General features: G+C 57.3%; 11 protein-coding genes. 7 read left to right on the top strand and 4 right to left on the bottom strand.

The features are described 5' to 3' along the window. Nucleotides 1–55 precede the first annotated feature (55 nt). A complete protein-coding gene (locus RIKMI_RS0100845; RefSeq protein ID WP_027290090.1) occupies nt 56–409 on the top strand; it encodes a DUF1622 domain-containing protein in 354 nt (117 codons plus the stop codon). Nucleotides 410–1,089: 680 nt separating this feature from the next. Here the strand turns inward: RIKMI_RS0100845 and RIKMI_RS0100840 are convergent. Then, nucleotides 1,090–2,484, bottom strand: coding sequence for an alpha-L-fucosidase (locus RIKMI_RS0100840; protein WP_027290089.1), 1,395 nt, complete (start codon nt 2,482–2,484; stop codon nt 1,090–1,092). 66 nt (nt 2,485–2,550) lie between these two features. Beyond that, a complete protein-coding gene (locus RIKMI_RS0100835; RefSeq protein ID WP_245584923.1) occupies nt 2,551–5,586 on the bottom strand; it encodes a glycoside hydrolase family 2 TIM barrel-domain containing protein in 3,036 nt (1,011 codons plus the stop codon). A gap of 136 nt (nt 5,587–5,722) precedes the next feature. On the opposite strand from RIKMI_RS0100835, the gene RIKMI_RS0100830 reads away from it, so the two are divergent. The 6 genes from RIKMI_RS0100830 to RIKMI_RS0100805 all read left to right on the top strand — a co-directional run bounded on the left by RIKMI_RS0100830 (nt 5,723) and on the right by RIKMI_RS0100805 (nt 14,123). Then, nucleotides 5,723–6,604, top strand: a complete 882-nt coding sequence (locus tag RIKMI_RS0100830; protein ID WP_027290087.1) for an AraC family transcriptional regulator — start codon at nt 5,723–5,725, stop codon at nt 6,602–6,604. 482 nt (nt 6,605–7,086) lie between these two features. After that, nucleotides 7,087–8,526: a DUF3575 domain-containing protein gene (locus RIKMI_RS14155; protein WP_027290086.1), complete on the top strand. Its 1,440-nt coding sequence runs from the start codon at nt 7,087–7,089 to the stop codon at nt 8,524–8,526. Nucleotides 8,527–8,550: 24 nt separating this feature from the next. After that, complete coding sequence (locus RIKMI_RS0100820; RefSeq protein WP_084135118.1) at nt 8,551–9,522, top strand: DUF5119 domain-containing protein; 972 nt, start codon at nt 8,551–8,553, stop codon at nt 9,520–9,522. A 22-nt stretch (nt 9,523–9,544) separates the two neighbouring features. Next, a complete protein-coding gene (locus tag RIKMI_RS0100815; protein WP_027290084.1) occupies nt 9,545–10,450 on the top strand; it encodes a fimbrillin family protein in 906 nt (301 codons plus the stop codon). A 56-nt stretch (nt 10,451–10,506) separates the two neighbouring features. After that, complete coding sequence (locus RIKMI_RS0100810; protein ID WP_027290083.1) at nt 10,507–11,376, top strand: fimbrillin family protein; 870 nt, start codon at nt 10,507–10,509, stop codon at nt 11,374–11,376. Nucleotides 11,377–11,807: 431 nt separating this feature from the next. Further along, the gene (locus RIKMI_RS0100805) at nt 11,808–14,123 is read left to right on the top strand and encodes a beta-galactosidase (RefSeq protein ID WP_027290082.1); all 2,316 of its coding nucleotides are present in this window, start codon (nt 11,808–11,810) and stop codon (nt 14,121–14,123) included. 589 nt (nt 14,124–14,712) lie between these two features. On the opposite strand, the gene RIKMI_RS0100800 is transcribed toward RIKMI_RS0100805, so the two are convergent. Together RIKMI_RS0100800 and ruvA are read right to left on the bottom strand one after the other, a co-directional pair. Continuing rightward, on the bottom strand, nt 14,713–16,959 hold the full coding sequence (locus RIKMI_RS0100800; protein ID WP_027290081.1) for an inorganic phosphate transporter: 2,247 nt from the start codon (nt 16,957–16,959) through the stop codon (nt 14,713–14,715). 118 nt (nt 16,960–17,077) lie between these two features. Then, nucleotides 17,078–17,668, bottom strand: a complete 591-nt coding sequence (ruvA, locus tag RIKMI_RS0100795) for a Holliday junction branch migration protein RuvA (protein WP_027290080.1) — start codon at nt 17,666–17,668, stop codon at nt 17,078–17,080. Between the last annotated feature and the right edge of the window lie 67 nt (nt 17,669–17,735).

Genomic DNA, 17,735 nt, shown 5'->3' with positions numbered 1-17,735 from the left:
AAATATGCGCGTGGCCCGTATATTGCTGTAATTTTCCTTAAAAATCCGACCTGCCATGATCGCTCATTACCTGAACCTGATCGCCATCGGCATCAGCATCGTCAGTCTGGTCATCGTCACGTACGGCACCGCGGTGGCGGCCGTCGCTTTTATACGGAACGAACTCGGACGGTTTACGGGCCGTTATTCCGGTCTGAACATCCGTCGCCTGCGGGCCACGTTCGGCACCTATTTGTTGCTGGGACTCGAATTTCTGATCGCCTCGGATATCCTCAAGACCGTGCTGGAACCGGGACTCGACGAGCTGGCCATATTGGGAGGTATCGTCGTACTCCGCACCGTATTGTCCGTATTCCTGAACCGCGAGATACGCGAGTTGCAAACCGAAGAGAAGCGGCAGGCCGAGTGAAAACGGCCCGACCGATATAGTGGAGTTTCCGGAGAGCGATAACCGGCAAAACGGCTTCTTTTTCGTTGCGTCCATACCAAAGCCCGTAAAAGCGGGCTTTTTTCATGAAAGGACCGTATCTGCTCATATCCCGGAACGATTGATTTTGCGGACTTCGCTGCGAGGGGTGGTTCCGGCCTGTTTCAGACCATTCAATGGGGAGCCGCAGCCTGCGGAGAACGCAACAATCGCGGAAGCGATTGAATTTGGGGGTCGTAGCCTCCCGGCCGCGGCGCAACTCAGGGTTGTTGCAGCCCGGCCGGATACCTCCTTTCGGGAGGCCCGGTGCCGCTCGGCACTCGATCCGGACTGTAACTACCCGAACCCTCCCAGGGTGTCCGACCTTAGAAATAAGTGTACGGTTAATCGTCTGTCGCGTAGCGGCCAGCCCGGAGCCACTCCCGGCGAAGGGCTGCAACCTGCGGTTTTGCCCTCGCTGGCTCGGGGCTTTAACCTGCAAATTAAAAGTACGTTTTTCATTCGGGTCGGGCGCCCGGGAGACCGCCCCGAGTGTGCGAGGGTTGCGGGCCTCCCGGTGGGGAGGCGTCCGGCCCGCCCGCTGACGCGGGAACTGATTTTTAACCGTATGCTTTTTACGCAACGCAATAGCGTGAAAACGGGCGGAGCGGAAAATCCCGCGTTTATTCTTTACAATGCAGAGCGGATTCGCACATGCCGACAGGCGCGTCGAATTTCAGCTCCACGATGCGTACCGGGTCTTCCGGACGGGCATCGGGCAGTTCGAACCGGGTGCCTGACGATGAAATCGTAAAGTCGATTTTCTTCCCGGAGATACCGTCGCGGGCCGAGAGCAACCGTTCCGGCGGATTCGGCAGATGTAGTGTTTGCACGGCCGGGTCGGTAATCAGCAGCCATGCCCGTTTGCCTTTGCGGGTGCTGACCCCTCCGTCGAAAGGGTAATACGGGCCGCCCCGTGTTCCGTAGATAGCCTCGCCGTGCCGTTTCAGCCATGTGCCGAGCGTGTCCATCAGCGCGATCTGTCCCGGCTCGAACGTGCCGTCCGGACGCGGCCCCAGATTGATCATATAGTTGCCGTTGCTGCCTACGACGCCGACCATGTCGCGCACCAATTCGGTCGCCGTCATCAGCTGGGGCGCCGGGTTGTACGACCACTGCGATTTGTCGATCGTCACCCAGGCCTGCCACGGATGGCTGCCCCATACCGTTACATTGTTTCCCCGGTTGGTCAGTCGTTCGCGATCCTGGAAATCGCCCGCGTATTTCGTGCCGTCCATGTCGATGTGGTTGTCCGCGCCGGCCATGCGGCGCCCGATGTCCACCCGCGAATTGAGCAGGATTTCCGGCTTGCGGGTGTGGAAACGGCGGTACATGGCGGAACCGACCTCGTGCGTATAGGTGGAGTCCCACTCCCCGTCGAACTGGATAAAGGCCAGGTCGTATTTGTCGATCAATTCGCAGACCTGGTTGGCCATGTATTCGAAATAACGCGGCAGATTCGGGCTGTCTTCCTGTTTCGGGAAGAGCGGCCCCGGCCCGCCGTGGCTGTACGGCACCCAGTCCGGGTGGTACCAGTCCAGATTGGAGTAGTAAGCTCCGAACATAATGCCGTGACGGTCGCACGCCGCCTTCATTTCGGCCATCAGGTCGCGTTTGGCCGGAGTATTTTCCATGTCATACTCCGAATAGTCCGAAAACCAGATGGAGAAACCGTCGTGGTGGCGCGAGGTCGGCGAAAGATAACGCATCCCCCACCGTTTCATCAGCCGGCACCACTGGTCGGCGTCGAACCGTTCCGGATTGAAGCGCAGGTAGAGGCTGTCGTAAGTCGAGACCGGTACCGACGTTCCGCGGCTCCAGCCGATCTCTTTGCCGCTCAGCGACGAAGGGCCCCAGTGCACGCACATCCCGACGCGCAGGTCTTGCCATTTTTTCAGTGCTTCGGCCGAGGTTTTCAGGTCGGGGTTCAGCTCTCCCCCTCCCGTGAGCACCGTTTGCGCCGTCGCAGGAACCAACGCGAGGGCCGCGCCGGCCGATAAAATCCATTTTTTCATCATATCGTGAAAAAGAGTTTGGTTAATAGTCCGTTTCGTTGACGGGAAGCTGCCGGCAGCATTCCTCCGTTACCGGGCCACCAGTTCGATCCGCGTCAGGGTCAGCATGCCGCCCGGTTCGGCTGTGGCACGGAATACTACACGCCCGTCGTTCGTGTCTTCCCGCATGACGAAGAGTGCCGCTTCGGCCGCAGACAGGCGGCTTTTGCGCCCTTCGATTTCCAGCGTTCCTTCGGACCGGTCGGCGAAAACGACTTGCAAATCGCCCAAAATGCCGTTCGGCGTCTTCAGAAGTACTTCGATTTCGTGTCCGCTCCAAGGACCTTCGGCCGTCTTTTTTCCGTCGCATATCACTTCGTACCGCACGGCCGATGTCGTTCCGTCTTCGGAACCGTTGCCCAGCAATGCCTGCAAGTCCGGCAGCGTCAGTTCCGCTTTCGGGGAGAAATCGGAGGTGTTCATATAACGTAAAAGGCTATATTTCAGTTGTTTTATAGCCGGAGAGCCGCCCGTCAGGTCGTGGCCGCATACCATCAGCAGTCCCTGCCCTACCCTGCATTCGAAAAGGGAGGCCAATTTGTCGTTGATATGGAAATCGCTGATCGGCTGCACGATGGGGCGTAACCCGGGGTATTCGTTGACGACGAACGCGCGTCCACGACACAGCGGCTCCCATTGCCAGTCGCTGTGGTCTGCCGTCGGAAAGGCCGACAGGGCCGAGTGGGCGGAGTCTACGTACAGTCCCAGCGTTTTGGTCGTTTGTCCCGGGAAAAAGGAGTTCGACCAGAACAGCGGCGTGAAGGCCAGCGGAGTCGTCGTGCGGTCGTTTCCCGCCCGGTGAGCCAGCAGAAGCACCCGTCCGCCTCCCGCCAGTCGTTGCCTGGCCGCCCCGTTGAGCGTATCGGTCACCAGCACATCCGTTTGGGGTATTTTGCAGGGCGGATATACCCAGATGCTCCATCGGTTCCGGTAAGGAGTTCCGGCAATCGCTACGGTCAGGGTGTATTGCCGGGCCGAATCGATCCCTTCCAGCGGTACTTCTATCCGACCGCAGCCGGCGAGCCGGCCCCGTTCGATCGCCGGACCGGACAGCTCGCCCCGGCCGAGGGTGTCGCCCGGCGCCGACAAGGTCCAGGACAGGACGCCCGGCACTGCGTCGGGGCCGTAATTGGCGACTTCGATCGCAGCGGCGAATGTCCGGCCGCTCTCCCAGACATATCGGTCGAACCGGGCCAGCGGGACGACGGCCCCTCCGTATTCCCGAAACGTCTCCGGAGAGACGATGCCTTTGGGGTCCCAGAACGAATCGAGCCATCCTACGAGCGCCTCGCCCTGCCCGGAATAATCGGTCATGCTCAGCAACTGGTAACCGGCGCAGGAGGGGGTGCGCAGCAACGCTTCGATATTCGCTTTGTAAAGCAGCGTCTGCAAGGCTCCGCTGGCCCGGCGGAAAACGCTGTCCAGCCGTTCGATATGGTTTCGGCGGGCCTGTGTACGGAATCCTTCGAGGTTGCGTGCTTCGAGTACGCCGGTGTATTTGCCGATCTCGCTCCACAGCGGGTAAACCGGATATTGCCCCAGTTCGTGGGCTATGGTCGGGATTGCTGTCCGGGAATAGGTCTGCTCCCAGTCGAATGCCGTCCCTTCGCCCGAAAGCCCGTAGGTGTTTCCCGCTCCGGGATAGTGGTGCGTGGCCATATACTGGTCGGCGGGGGTGATCTGCCGGGCGGTCGATACGGCATAAAGCCTCCGCGGATCGTCGGCTTTCAGACTGTCGATCCACCGTTGCATCACGCCGAAGTCCGAATTGCCCAGTTCGTTGCCGATACAGAGCATCGTGAACGAGGGGTGGTTGCCGTAGGCGTCGAGCATCCGCCGCAGCTCGGCCGGCACGAACGTATCGGCCGACGGATTGTGTCCGAGTCCTTCGGGCAGTCCCCGGGTAGTCATTTCCGGCCGGTCGGGATTGACGACCGACATCCACCAGTCGATCCAGAGCACTTCGGCCTGAATGTAGATGCCCAGCTTGTCGGCAGCGGCGAATGCGGCCTCCGGCGGACACCATGAATGGAACCGGACGTGGTTGAGGCCGTGTGCCTTGTAGATACGGAAAATACGTTCCCAGTCGGCCGGGTCGCACGAAGGGTAGCCGGTTAGCGGAAAATGGACGCAGTCGAGGTTGCCGCGCAGGAATACCGGCCTGTCATTGACGAGTATTTTCGATTTCGAGTTTTCGATTGTCCGGAAACCGAATCGCAGCCGTTCGGTCTGTTTGCCGCGTCCCCGGCCGGAGGTGATTTCGAGGGTATAGAGCGCGGGGAAAAACTCGTCCCAGCGTTGAGCCGGCTCGAGCAGGCGGAGTGTTGCCGCGCCGGGCCGTTCGTTTTCGATGCGGAACGGTATGTTCCGGCCGCTGCCGGCTTCGGACAGCCGGTACCGTTTGCGGCTGCCGTCGGCGTCGAATGTCGCTTCGACGCTGTTCGTGGCCGGATCGGGCCATACCCGGATGCGGCCGGTTCGGGAGACGGGACGCAGTTCGACCCGTCCGACCGCGCCGTTCCAGATGATCTGGGTGTACTCGCCGTAACCGTGCCCTTTGTCGCCGATATTGTAGAGCATGTCGTTGTCTATTCGTACGGCCAGCAGGTGGCTGCCGGGTTCCAGCCTGCCCAACCGGTGGATGTGGGGCGTTCCTAATCCCTCCTGGGTGTCGGTCTTGCGGCCGTCGATCCAGACTTCGGAACTCCACATGACGCGTTCCAGAAACAGTTCGGTTTCCTGCCCTTCCCATTCCCGCGGAATTTCGATCCGGCGGGTGTACCAGGCCGGGCCGATATATTTGTGTTTCCGGGTCAGTATGCCGTAATCGGAACCTTTCGTCGGGGTGCCGTAACCGGCTTCGTCCAATGTTCCGGGCAGGCGTATGGGGGCGCCTTCGTGCCGGTCGAAATAGCGGAGGTCGGCGCCCCGATCGCCGGGATCGAGCCGCACGAGCCATTCTCCGGCCAGCGAGACGGAGGCGGATTGCGTGTGTCCGGCCAGCGGTAAAACGGCCAGGAAAAGCATTGCGAGCGTATGCCGTATAGTCATGGTCGATCGTGTCATATTTGCAAAATAGGATAAAAATCGGGTCGGGAAAAATAGAATATTCCGATATTTTTATGGATTATCTTACGATAACGGTTTGTTATCCATCGGAAAAATACCTTTCTTGCAACCGGTTAATCATTCGGTGCATATCATGCGGAGACAAAAGGACGGTTTTATCGGCGAGCGGAGTCTCGTTTTGCCGGAATCCCGTATCGGGGAACTGAAAAAGAATCCGTTGTTCGCGGCGCTCTATGTGACCGATATCGGGCATTATCCGCATGCGCACAACCATTACCGGCAGCGGCGCGAACCGATAGAACAGTATATCCTGATCTATTGCATAGAAGGGTGCGGGTATTTTTCGGTCGGCGGTCGGGAGTACCGGGTATCGGAGAATCAGTTTTTCATTCTCCCGCCGGGGGTTCCCCACGCTTACGGGGCGGACGGGCGGAACCCGTGGACGATCTATTGGATCCATTACGGGGGGACCATGGCGGCCTGTTACAGCGACGGGCTTTATGCGCCCAGGGAGTTGGCTCCGCAGGTCAATGCCCGTTTTGCGGAGCGGATAGCCCTGTTCGAAACGATCTACCGGACGCTGGAGTGGGGATACGGCAATGAAAATCTGCTGTATGCCTCGTCGGTGCTGCACCATTTGCTGGCATCGTTCCGTTTCGTCCACCAGTTCAGGGGCCGGTGGGACGAGTCCGTCCAGGCCGACATTGTCGAAACGGCGGTTCTTTTTATGGAAGAGAATATCGAAAAGAAGGTCTCCGTGGCTGAGCTGGCTTCGTATGTGGGATATTCGGTTTCTCATTTTACCGCTCTGTTCCACGCCCGGACGGGGCTTTCTCCGATCGCGTGTTTCAACCGTATCCGGATTCGGCGGGCCTGCCGTCTGTTGGAAACCACGGATATGAAAATCAATCAGATATGTCATAAAGTCGGGATCCGCGACTGTTTCTACTTTTCCCGTCTGTTCCGCCGGGAGACCGGCATGTCGCCGATGGCGTACCGTAAACTGAAAAAGTAAGGTAATCGCATTGCGGCTCTGCCCTTTCCGTACCGGACGATGAAATCTCCCCGCGGTCTCTGCGGTGTTTTCGGAATTTTCCGGTGTCAGTATTGCGTGCGATTTTGTGTAGTAAAAACGCCATATTCTGCGATTTCGACGCCGCAGAGTATGACGCTGAAAGTATGAAATATGACATAAAATTGACGATTACTGACTAATATTTACTAACTTAGCCGCGTGAAATATCGTCGCGGCAGGTGGCGGGAGTAAATAATCGAACGGATATGGGCTTTGCAAGACGCAGAGGATCAATTATAACGACCGGGAAAAAGCGGGGTGTCGCATTGGCGGCGGCCCTTTGCATGTGCCTTGCCGGATCGGGCGGACATGTCGCAGCTCAGGTGCCTGGTCTCGGTACGCCTCAGAAACAAACCATTGCGTTTACTTTCGGGCTTGGCAGTGCCGAACTGGACGAACGGTACGGGCAGAACGCGGCCGCCATGGAGAAATTCGGCGAATTGCTTCGGCAGTTGGCCGAAACGCCGTCGGCGCATATCGATTCCATTGTCGTCGTCTCTTACTCCACCACGGCCGAACAACTCGGCAGCGTGGAGGTTGCCGGACGCCGTATAGATGCGGTAAAAGCGTATATGGAACCGCTTATCCGCCGTTCCGGACTCCGGCAATCTGTCGTGGTGACGGGGAATGTCGTGGCCCGGAACAATGTCCTGACGCCGGACCGGATGTTCGATATGCTCAAAAAGACGACGGTTACGCTCTATCTGAACGGTGTGCTCGTAGCCCGGAATAGCGAATCGCTCCGTTTTCCGACTTCGGCGGCGGAGGAAGAGAGGAGGTATATTTCTCCTTTCGGCGGCGAAGAAACCGATATTTTCGGCCGGAACGAAAGGCCTGCGAGGGAGGGACGTATGCCTGCGGCTCCGAAACGATCCGGGCGGGAGGCCGAAGAAAAGCCCCGGATTGCTGCGGTGCCGTCGCAGCCCGTTTCTGCCGGAAAGGAGAACCCCGCCGACGGGACGGACATGGACCGGGAGTTGCAGCGTTTTGTCGATTCGTTGATTTCGGCGGAACGGCCGGATACGATGGATATGAAGGGGGGAGAAATCGGTACGATACCGCCTCCGCCGGCACCGGTCATTACCGAAGAGGAGCCTTGTCCGGAAGAACGCGACCCGGGTATAGACGATCTGATCCGGCGTATGTTGGCCGAAGAAGCGGCACCGGAGGCCGTTGCCGGGAGAGCCGGTATTGTCGTCGGCGGACGGGACGGTCGGTCGGCGGTAGCGGCGGTACCGGAAGGCGACGGACGGAAGATCGGGGCAAAACCGGCGAAAGAACCGAAAGTCAAACCGATGAAGCCGGTCAGGGCTTCGCGCGAACCGTTGGTACTGGCGCGTCCGTTGGTCGCGGTCAAGACCAATTTGGCGTATTGGGCGGCCGTGGCGGCGAACCTCGAAGTCGAATTCTATTTTGCGCAGCGCTGGTCGGCATCCGTGGAAGGGATTTACACCGATTGGAACATGAATCTGTATAAAAAACATTACGCAGTGAACGAGATCAGCCCGGAATTGCGGTATTGGTTCGGTCGCCGGACCGGGCAATACCGGGGATGCTATGTCGGCGTTTACGGACATGCCGGGCAGTCCGATTACATGTTCAGAGGCGAGCAGACCGGAAATACGGGCGATTATTACGGGGCGGGACTTTCGCTGGGCGCTTATCTGCCGTTTACGCCTCGTTTCGGGCTGGAACTGGGACTGCGCGGCGGCTGGGTGCATGCCGGCGATTACGACCGGTATGGTTACGAGGCGCCCCGCTACGTATATCGGTCGTCTCATACGGCCGATTATTTCGGTTTGACGGGGGCGAAAGCGTCTTTGGTGTACCGGTTCGGAACGGTCGGTACCGGCCGGAGATAGATTTGGTTAGGGAAACGCAGAATCATGGGTAAGATACTACATTGCGGAAGATCGGGCATAGGGATGGTTGTCGCGTGTGCGGCGTTTGCCGTGGCGGCGGTCGTATCCTCCTGTGTCAGAAGAGAATTGTATGTGAAACCGGACGAAGGTCGCGTATTGCTGGATATCGACTGGCGGGAACTGGCTCCGGGCGAGGCCGAGCCTGATCGTATGTCCGTCTATTTTTACGGCGCCGACGGCTCATGGGTACGGGGAACGGCCGAAAACGGACGGTTCGACGGTATGCTGCCCTCCGGTAATTATCAGGTGCTTGTCGTGAACGAGACGGTCGAAGGGGTCGGATACGCCGGTATGGAGGATTTCGACCGGGCGTATGCTTACGCCCTGCCGTCGGAAGGGAAAGTCGCGGGCGGCGATCAGTGGATCGGCCAGCCGGGATGGGTGTACAGCGCCCATGTCTCGGACTTGTCGGTTGCTAAAGAGGATACGGTACGGCGGGTATTGGCGCCGGAGCCGTTGGTGAAGCGCGTGGTACTGAACATCCGGTTCACGGGCGATTACGATGCGGTGACGGGTCTGTCGGCCGTTCTGACCGGCGTGGCGCCTTCCGTGCGTCTGGTAACGGGCGAGTGCGCCGACGGGTACGCTTCGATGACGGAACTCGATCCCCGGCCGGCTGCTGCCGGAGTTTACACGGCCAGTGTGCTGGTTTTCGGCGTTTCTGCGGTCAATCCGGACGGTTCGCCGGCCGATAATCTGGTGCGTCTCGGTCTGGATTTCAATAACGGCGGATCGCAGGTTATCGAGGAAAACATTACGGGCGAGGGGATCGAAGATCCGACCGAGATCGAAATCGATGTGAATATCGACATCGAAGTATCGGCGACCAGCGAAGCGGGTTTTTCGGCGGTCGTGACGCGTTGGGAGGTTACGGACGGGGATGAAATGGAGGTGGACAACCGTCCGGGCGGCACCGGTTTCGGAAACGTTGGATGAAATCAAAAATTGAGAACGGAATATGAAAAGGATGATGTTGCTGGCGGCCGTTGCCGGGGCCGTCGTGGTTGCGGGACTGAACGGATGCGCTAAAAAAAGCACGGAGCGGAATGGAGGGGGAGCGTGCCGGCTGGCATTGACAGGTACTGCCATCGGTCTGTACGGAAACGGCAGTATGGCCTCCATGAGTAAAACGGGGACGGAAGCGTTGCCGGAGAATCTGGAGGTCGGGGTGCACGTCGTGGATCTGACGAACGGCGAAACCCCTTCGACGGCGGCCATCGCCAACAGAAAACATGTCTCGGACGGTTCCGGCGCTCTGGTCGGTGCGGATCCGGATAATCCGGTCATTCTGACGACGGGTTATACTTACGACGTTTATGCGTATGCCCCGCATGTCGCGGGGGTGGCTCCCGCCGCTTCGTCTTCGATTCCCGTTACTCACGGAGCGGATGTTCTGTGGGCGAAATCTTCCGGCGAAAAACCGAACGCTGCGACGCATACCGTCGCCCTGACATTCGAACGCAAGGCCGCGCAGATCGCTTTCAGGATCGTGGCCGACGAGGCGAGCCAGCCGGATATTTCGGGAGCGACGCTGAAGGTAACGGGTTTTTGCCGGGACGGGATCCTGGATCTGGCTGCCGGCAAGGTGATTCCGGGAAGCGTGGACAACTCGGTCGAACTGACGGAAACGGAAAGTCCGGTGTGCTTCCTGCCGGCCGAAGGTCCTATGGAATTGAAGGTGACGGTAACCGTTCCGTCGGGGCCGAATGCCGGGACTTATACGGGGGTGAAAAGGGAGGTTTTCGCGCCCGGAAAATCGACGGTCGTCACGGTTACGGTGATCGACCGTAATTCGGCGCTCGGTCTGGAAGCCGGTGTGGTTCCGTGGGAGAATGAAACGGGAAGCGTCGATGTAAATAATTGATGTCGGGGAAGAGGCGTTCTATGGCGAATAATTCTGTCACATATCGGTTCGGTACCATGAAATATTTATTCATTATGCTCGCGGGGATTGCGGGAATCGTGAGCGGTTGTTCCGAAAAAAAGACTTTTACAGATACGGAATCCGCGTTGATATTGAGCGGCCGGGTGGCCTTGGAGGGAATGCCGGAGACTCCAGATGCGAAAGCCGAGCCGGTACGGTCGGAACCTTTGCCGGCGACGGATTTGGGAGTATATGTCTTGACGGTTTTGGGAGATACGCCGACCGATTTCGAGACGACCTCCTGGAAGAACGAGGCGTTCGTTTCCGATGCCGGAGGCAATATCGGCGGAGGCAGCGTGACGTTGCGTACCGGTACGGCCTACGACATATATGCGTACGCTCCCCGGTCGGAAGGAGCGGGAGATGCGCATCGTATTCCGGTGCGGCATGGGGAGGATATTCTTTGGGCTTGTACTCCGGGGGTCGTGGCTACTGCGGGCGGAACCAAAGCCAGATTGGAGTTCCGCCATTGCGGGGCACAGATCGGTTTTCGGCTGAAAGCCAGCGACGGAAGCGATCTGAGCGGTGCGAAACTGGAGGTCGGCGGGTTTTATCGGGACGGTACCCTGGATGCGGAGACGGGGAAATTGAGTGTGGCGGGTGCGTCGTTCCGGACGACTGCCGCTCCCGACGGGACGAAGACGAATATCCTGATATCGGGCGGCAGCATGGATTTCGCAGTGACGGTAACGGATGTTCCCGGACGGTCGGGGACGTTTACGGGCAGTTTTTCCCGGACGTTGCAGGCGGGCAAGTCATACCTTTACGATGTGACTGTCAATATGGACGGCGCGCCGATTACTTTTACGGGACAGGTCGAGGATTGGGTGGACGTGGAGGCTTCGGGTCCGTTGCCCGTCGAATGAACCGGACATGCGTATAAGCGTCGGCTCCCCTTTGCTTTCTAAACGGTAAAGGGGAGCCGGCTTTTTATCGGAATTAATAATGTTACCCGATTATATACTTTGATATACCCATTGGGTTTCGTTGATACTTTTTCGGCTCGCGCCGCTCCTCCCGACTGTTGAAAGCCGTCCGGCGCCAAGCCGATAGAGGGAAATTACCCTCGAATGGGCTGGGTAGACCAAAGTATATAATCGGTTAATGTTATTGTCGGTCCGCGGCCTGCGGGAAAGGGGGAGTTCCGGCCCGGCGTACGAGCCGGGCCGGAACCGGGTGGTTGCGGGGCCGACCTCTCTGCGGGATGCTTCGGCGAGCGCGTCCTCCTTGCAACAACACGAAAAGGGATAATTCTTTTTATTAACTTTGGCCTGACACCAAACTTTTTTATTGTTACATGAGAAAATACCTGTTGTTATGCGTGACGGCGATGCTGCTGGTCACTCAGGGGGCGTGGGGCAAGCGGTTCGAGGTTTCGGACGGCAAGTTCCTGCTGGACGGGAAAAGCGTCCAGCTGATTTGCGGAGAGATGCACTATCCGCGTATTCCGAAAGAATATTGGGCCGACCGGATGCGACGGGCCAAGGCGATGGGGTTGAATACCGTGTCGGCGTATGTGTTCTGGAACTACCATGAACGGCAGCCGGGCGAATTCGATTTCAGCGGGCAGGCCGATCTGGCCGAATTCGTCCGCACGGCGCAGCGCGAAGGGTTGTTCGTATTGCTCCGTCCGGGGCCGTACGTGTGCGCCGAGTGGGATTTCGGCGGTTATCCGTATTGGCTGCTGAAAGACAAGGATATGGAGGTCAGGAGCAAGGATCCTAAGTTTCTGGCGGCCTGCAAACGTTATATCGACCGGCTGGGCAAAGAGCTGGCTCCGCTGACGATCGAGAACGGCGGACCGATCATTATGGTGCAGGTCGAAAACGAATACGGCTCCTATTCCGACGATAAGGAGTACCTGGCCGCTATCCGAGATATGTTGAAAGAGGCGGGGTTCAACGTGCCGCTGATTACCTGCGACGGAGCGGGACAGATGCCCAACGGTTATGTGGACGGCGCGCTGCCGACGGTCAATGGAGCTGTGGGCGAGGATATTATTCGCAGTATCGACCGTTTCCATAAAGGCGGTCCGTACTTCGTCGCTGAATTTTATCCGGCCTGGTTCGACGTATGGGGAGACCCGCACTCTTATCGGGATTATCACGGGCCGGTGAAACAACTGGAATGGATGTTGGAACACGGGGTGAGCATCAGTCTGTATATGTTCCACGGCGGCACCAATTTCGAATATACGAACGGGGCGAATACCAATACCCCGCGGGGTTACGATCCGCAGCCGACGAGTTACGATTACGACGCGCCGCTGGGCGAATGGGGGAATGCCTATCCGAAGTATGTGGCGTTTCGCGAGATGATCCGGCGTCATTTGCCGGAAAGCACTACTCTGCCCGATGTTCCGGCGAACAACCCGGTGGCGGGATTTGCCGAAATTTCGCTGGAAGAGTGCGCTCCGCTTTCGGCGGCTTTCGGCCGACGCGTGGAGTCCGACACGGTATTGACGATGGAAGACCTGGACCAGGATTTCGGTTATATCCACTATGAAACGACGATAGACAGCCCGGTAAAGGGGATGTTGGAGATCAACGACCTGCGCGACTATGCCGTGGTGCTGGTGGATGGGAAACAGGTGGGAAGCCTCGACCGGCGCCATCGCCAGAACCGTTTGCCGATAGAGATTGCGAAGGCTCCGGCCAGACTGGAGATTCTGGTCGAAAATGTGGGGCGTGTCAATTACGGACCGGACATCCTGAACAATCGGAAGGGGATAACGCGGAATGTCGTGCTGGACGGTAAGGAGCTACGCGGATGGACGATCACTCCCCTGCCCCTCTATAAAGCCGAGACCGGCAAGTTCAAATTCCGCCCCGGCGATCTGACCGGACAACCGGCCTTTTTCCGGGGTACGTTCGTGATGGACAGCGTGGGAGATTGTTTCGTCGATACGCGCGGCTGGGGCAAAGGAGCCGTCTGGGTGAACGGCCGTTCGCTGGGCAAATATTGGAATATCGGGCCGCAGCAGACGATGTATCTGCCCGCGCCGTGGCTGAAAAAAGGGAAGAACGAGATCGTCGTGTTCGCGATGGAGAATACGGGCAAACGCACGGTGCGGGGGCTTACGGAGCCGATCCTCGATTCGCTGGGCGACGATCCGAATGCGGTGCGGCGTCCGAAACGGGATATGAGCAAGACGCCGATCCTGGAATCCGGGGATATTTTCCTGCGCGGCACGATGACGCAGCAGGACGGTTGGCAGACGTTCGGATTGGACAATACGGTCACTTTGCGTCATTTGGGGCTGGAGGTGCTTTCGTCGTATGACGATGCCCATTCCTGTCTGTCGGAGCTGGAGTTGTTGGATGCCGACGGAAAACCGCTGAAAAAGGATGCCTGGAAGGTGGTGTACGTCGATACCGAAGAGACGAAGGGTAACGAGGGTTATGCCGAACACTTGTTCGACGGCGATCCGAAGACTTACTGGCATTCGCAGTGGCAGGGCAAACGCAAGGCGTTCCCGCACCGCGTGATTATCGACTTGGGCGAAATCTCGACGGTAGGATCGGTACGCCTGCGGCAGCGCGACCCGAAAATGGCCGGGAATGTCAAGGATTTCGTATTGTACGGCAGGCCGCAGTTCTTCCTGTTCGAGTAATCCGGACGAAATGTTCCGGTATTGATTATTCGGTACAGCTGGGAAAATCATGGGGTTGAACTTTCGGTTTAACCCCATGATTTTCTTTTTCGGGTTGGCGCGGTTCAACTGTTTTATGGTACATAAACCGATCTCACGCGTGCGCAACCCCATGCAGGCGGGAAGAACCTATGCGAGTTCTTTCCGGTTTCGTGGAAGTTTCTCAGAGAGGCTTTGTCCGTTTGAAACGTTTTCTGCACCGGGTATTCCGATGTGGTTGGCGGGGGATTATGGTATCGAATCGACGCAAGCGGTGGCGTAGTTTTTTGGGGGGAGAGTTCAAAAAAAGCGGTCAATCGGATTTGACCGCTTTTTTGCGTTTGGATAGATACGTTTTAAATACCTGATGATATATACTTCGATGTACCGAATGTATTCGGGCCCGATTTTCTATGTCGGCTTAGCAGTGCCGTTTGAATCGGGTATTGCAAACCCTGTCAGAAGCCTTGAGGGGGTCACTCCGGCTGGAAGTTCTTGTTGTCGAAAGGGTCCCGGCGCGAGCCGAAAAATAGCAGTGGAAACGGTGAGTATATCGAATATATTATCGGGTTTAAATATCCTCTTCCGAGATAAAATGCTTCTGCGCTTTGAGCAGGTTCCGGGACTGGAGTACCATCGTTTTGGTTTCGTTGATGATCTCCAGATAGAGCATGCTGCTGCGCGAACTCGATGCGTTGTCCCGGACGCGGTAGATCTGGTTTTTGATCGCTTTGGCCAGCGTTTCGAACAACTGGTCGCGGTGCATCAGGGTTTCGTCCAGCTTGCTGAAATCTTTGGTTTGCAGCATGCGGATGATTTCGTCGTAGATCGAGGAAACGCTGGCATTGATTTCCTGTAAGTCGGACAACTGCGCTGCGCTGAGGCCCTCGTGATTGTTGTCGATGTGTTCGAAACTCGGTCGGGTGATGTGCACCAACGCTTTGGCCACTTCGTTCACGTAGTCGGCCACCTGGACGTAATAGTGTCCCGTATCGATATTGTTCGCCTCCAGCTTGCGCAGGATCGGGAGCAACCGGTATTTCCTCTCGTGCGCTTCCTGGTACATCTGTTCGGCGGCCCGCATCGTGTCTTTCAGTTTGCGTCGGTCTTCACCCGCCAATCCTTCCAGCGTGTCGCTGTACAGTTTGGTCATCGTCTGCATGGCGTTGCAGATCTCCTGCGTCGATTCGTCGATAATGTTCAACTCTTTGTCGTCCGCTTTGTAAATGGCTTCGCGGGCGGCCGCTTGTTTTTGGCGGCGCGAGAAGAGCACTTTGCTCTGGAACAGAATGAAAGCGCAGACTGCCGCCAGCGCGAAAATGGCGATGTTGCCGCCGTACATCAGGAGCATGCCCACGACGAAAGCGACGGTGAATGCGATGACTGCGGTGAGGAACCAACCCGAAATGACGGTCAGTACGCCTGTGATGCGGTATACGGCACTCTCGCGTCCCCAGGCCCGGTCGGCCAGCGACGACCCCATCGCCACCATGAAAGTTACGTAGGTGGTCGAAAGCGGGAGCCGCAGCGATGTGGCCGAAGCGATCAGGATCGAAGCGACCGACAGATTCACCGTCGCCCGAATCAGGTCGAACGGGGCTTTGTCTTCGGTTTCGGAAATGGCCATGGGTTCGAAACGGCGTTCGATGAAGCGTTGCGCCCGTTCCGGTACGTATTTGACGAATTTTTTGTTGAAATTCACGGCCCCGCGGACGATGGCCCGGGAAAGCGCGGTGGAACCGAACCGTTCGGCGCCGTCGTCCTGTCGTGCTAAGTTGATCTCGGTATCCGAAACCGAGCGGGCTTTTTTCGAGAACCAGATGGTGATGACCATAATAAGTCCCCCGATGAAAAGAATCAGCGGATTGGCTGCGACAGCCCCGTCCAAAGCGCTCATTTTCAGGGTCGAAATGTCCACTCCTTTCGCTGCGGCTTCCGATGCGATGTTGTAGGAGTCGAACCCAGCCACGGAAACCCCGATGAAGTTTACCAGGTCGTTTCCGGCGAATGCCAACGCCAGGGAGAGGGTACCAGCCAGTACGGTCAGTTTCAGGATGTTGATCCGGAACAGGTATTGGATCAGTCCCATCAGGACGGTCCAGCCCACGAAGCAGTATATCATTAGACGGGAGGTGTGGTCGTTCATCCACGTCATCAGTTCATGCGGCATGATGGCGGTGTCTTTCAGACCTTTGAAGATCGCGAAGTATGAAATGGCGGTCAGCGCGATGCCGCACCACAGCGGTCCGATGTACCGGAACGCGCGTTGGTAATGGAATGAAAAAATCACGCGTGTTACGTACATCACCACGGTTCCCGTAACAAAAGCGATGACGACCGAAACCAGGATGCCGGATATAATCCCCAGTGCTTTTCCCGAATTGATATAATGCGGCAGGTGGCCCAGGTTTTCGTCCGCCGTTCCCCATATCTTTACCATCGCTACGGCTACGGCCGCACCCAGCAACCCGAAAACCAGCGAAACGGTGGTCGAAGTGGGCAACCCGAAAGTGTTGAAGATATCCAGCAGGATCACGTTGGTGAACATGACGGTCAGAAAGATCATCATCATCTCGTGGAAATAGAAATTTTCCGGATAAAAAACTCCCCGGCGTGCCACTTCCATCATACCGCTGGAAAAAATGGAGCCGAGGAGAATGCCTGCCGATGCGACGAGAAGAATGACGTACCGCGGTGCGGCTTTGGAACCGAGGGCGGAGTTGAGAAAATTGACGGCGTCGTTCGATACCCCTACGATCAGGGCCGAGATGGCGAGCGCCATAAGTATCACCAAGACAACCAGGTAAATATTGTCCATAAGATAATGGTTAAGATTTTCGGTATGGGGCGCATTCACGCAAAATGCTAGGCGAAAGTACCGAATTAATCTTAATTTAACAATATCTTAACCCGCTGCCGGTATTCGGCTGTCGTCGTTATAACTGGGTAAGGGCCTGGCGGATAATGGCTTCGGCCGTGAGCGACGGATTTTCCCGGCAGATCGATTTAACGATTTTTTCACATGCCGATTTCGGGTAGCCGAGGACGGTCAGAGCGGATACCGCTTCTTCGATGTTTTCGGCCACTTCGGCGAAAATACCCGGCGCGGATTCCGAAACGGCCGCTACGTTCAGTACTTTGTTCTTCAGATCGACGATGGCCCGTTCGGCGGTTTTCGTACCGATTCCCTTGACGTTCTTCAGCGCCGCGATATTGCCTGTGGCGATAATCTGGACCATCTCTTCGACACTGTATGACGAGAGCATGATCCGGGCGGTATTGGCCCCGATGCCGGAAACGGAGATCAGCAGACGGAATAGCTCGCGCTCTTTTTGCTGGTGGAACCCGAAGAATATCTGGGCGTCTTCGCGCACGATGTGGTGGATATAAAGCGTCGTTTCGACGGCATTGCTCAGCGCCGTATAGGTTTGCAGCGAGATTTGGAGCAGGTAGCCGATACCGCCGGCCTCGATCACGACATAGGCGGGGGTCAGTTCGGCGATTTTTCCTTTGATGTATTCGTACATGAATACAAAGGTAACTTTTTCCGTCCGATTTAGGGAAAAGGGGCGGCGGATGGAATATTTTTCTCAT

Origin of the sequence: Rikenella microfusus DSM 15922 (genome assembly GCF_000427365.1) — a bacterium.
Taxonomy (GTDB): domain Bacteria; phylum Bacteroidota; class Bacteroidia; order Bacteroidales; family Rikenellaceae; genus Rikenella; species Rikenella microfusus.
This window is presented reverse-complemented; position numbering and strand designations above follow the sequence as displayed.

What these genes read in the sequence shown, in the direction of transcription:
- RIKMI_RS0100845 (WP_027290090.1), top strand. Translation starts at nt 56, where the DNA reads ATGATCGCTCATTACCTGAACCTGATCGCCATCGGCATCAGCATCGTC.
- RIKMI_RS0100840 (WP_027290089.1), bottom strand. Translation starts at nt 2,484, where the DNA reads ATGATGAAAAAATGGATTTTATCGGCCGGCGCGGCCCTCGCGTTGGTT.
- RIKMI_RS0100835 (WP_245584923.1), bottom strand. Translation starts at nt 5,586, where the DNA reads ATGACACGATCGACCATGACTATACGGCATACGCTCGCAATGCTTTTC.
- RIKMI_RS0100830 (WP_027290087.1), top strand. Translation starts at nt 5,723, where the DNA reads ATGCGGAGACAAAAGGACGGTTTTATCGGCGAGCGGAGTCTCGTTTTG.
- RIKMI_RS14155 (WP_027290086.1), top strand. Translation starts at nt 7,087, where the DNA reads ATGGAGAAATTCGGCGAATTGCTTCGGCAGTTGGCCGAAACGCCGTCG.
- RIKMI_RS0100820 (WP_084135118.1), top strand. Translation starts at nt 8,551, where the DNA reads ATGGGTAAGATACTACATTGCGGAAGATCGGGCATAGGGATGGTTGTC.
- RIKMI_RS0100815 (WP_027290084.1), top strand. Translation starts at nt 9,545, where the DNA reads ATGAAAAGGATGATGTTGCTGGCGGCCGTTGCCGGGGCCGTCGTGGTT.
- RIKMI_RS0100810 (WP_027290083.1), top strand. Translation starts at nt 10,507, where the DNA reads ATGAAATATTTATTCATTATGCTCGCGGGGATTGCGGGAATCGTGAGC.
- RIKMI_RS0100805 (WP_027290082.1), top strand. Translation starts at nt 11,808, where the DNA reads ATGAGAAAATACCTGTTGTTATGCGTGACGGCGATGCTGCTGGTCACT.
- RIKMI_RS0100800 (WP_027290081.1), bottom strand. Translation starts at nt 16,959, where the DNA reads ATGGACAATATTTACCTGGTTGTCTTGGTGATACTTATGGCGCTCGCC.
- ruvA (WP_027290080.1), bottom strand. Translation starts at nt 17,668, where the DNA reads ATGTACGAATACATCAAAGGAAAAATCGCCGAACTGACCCCCGCCTAT.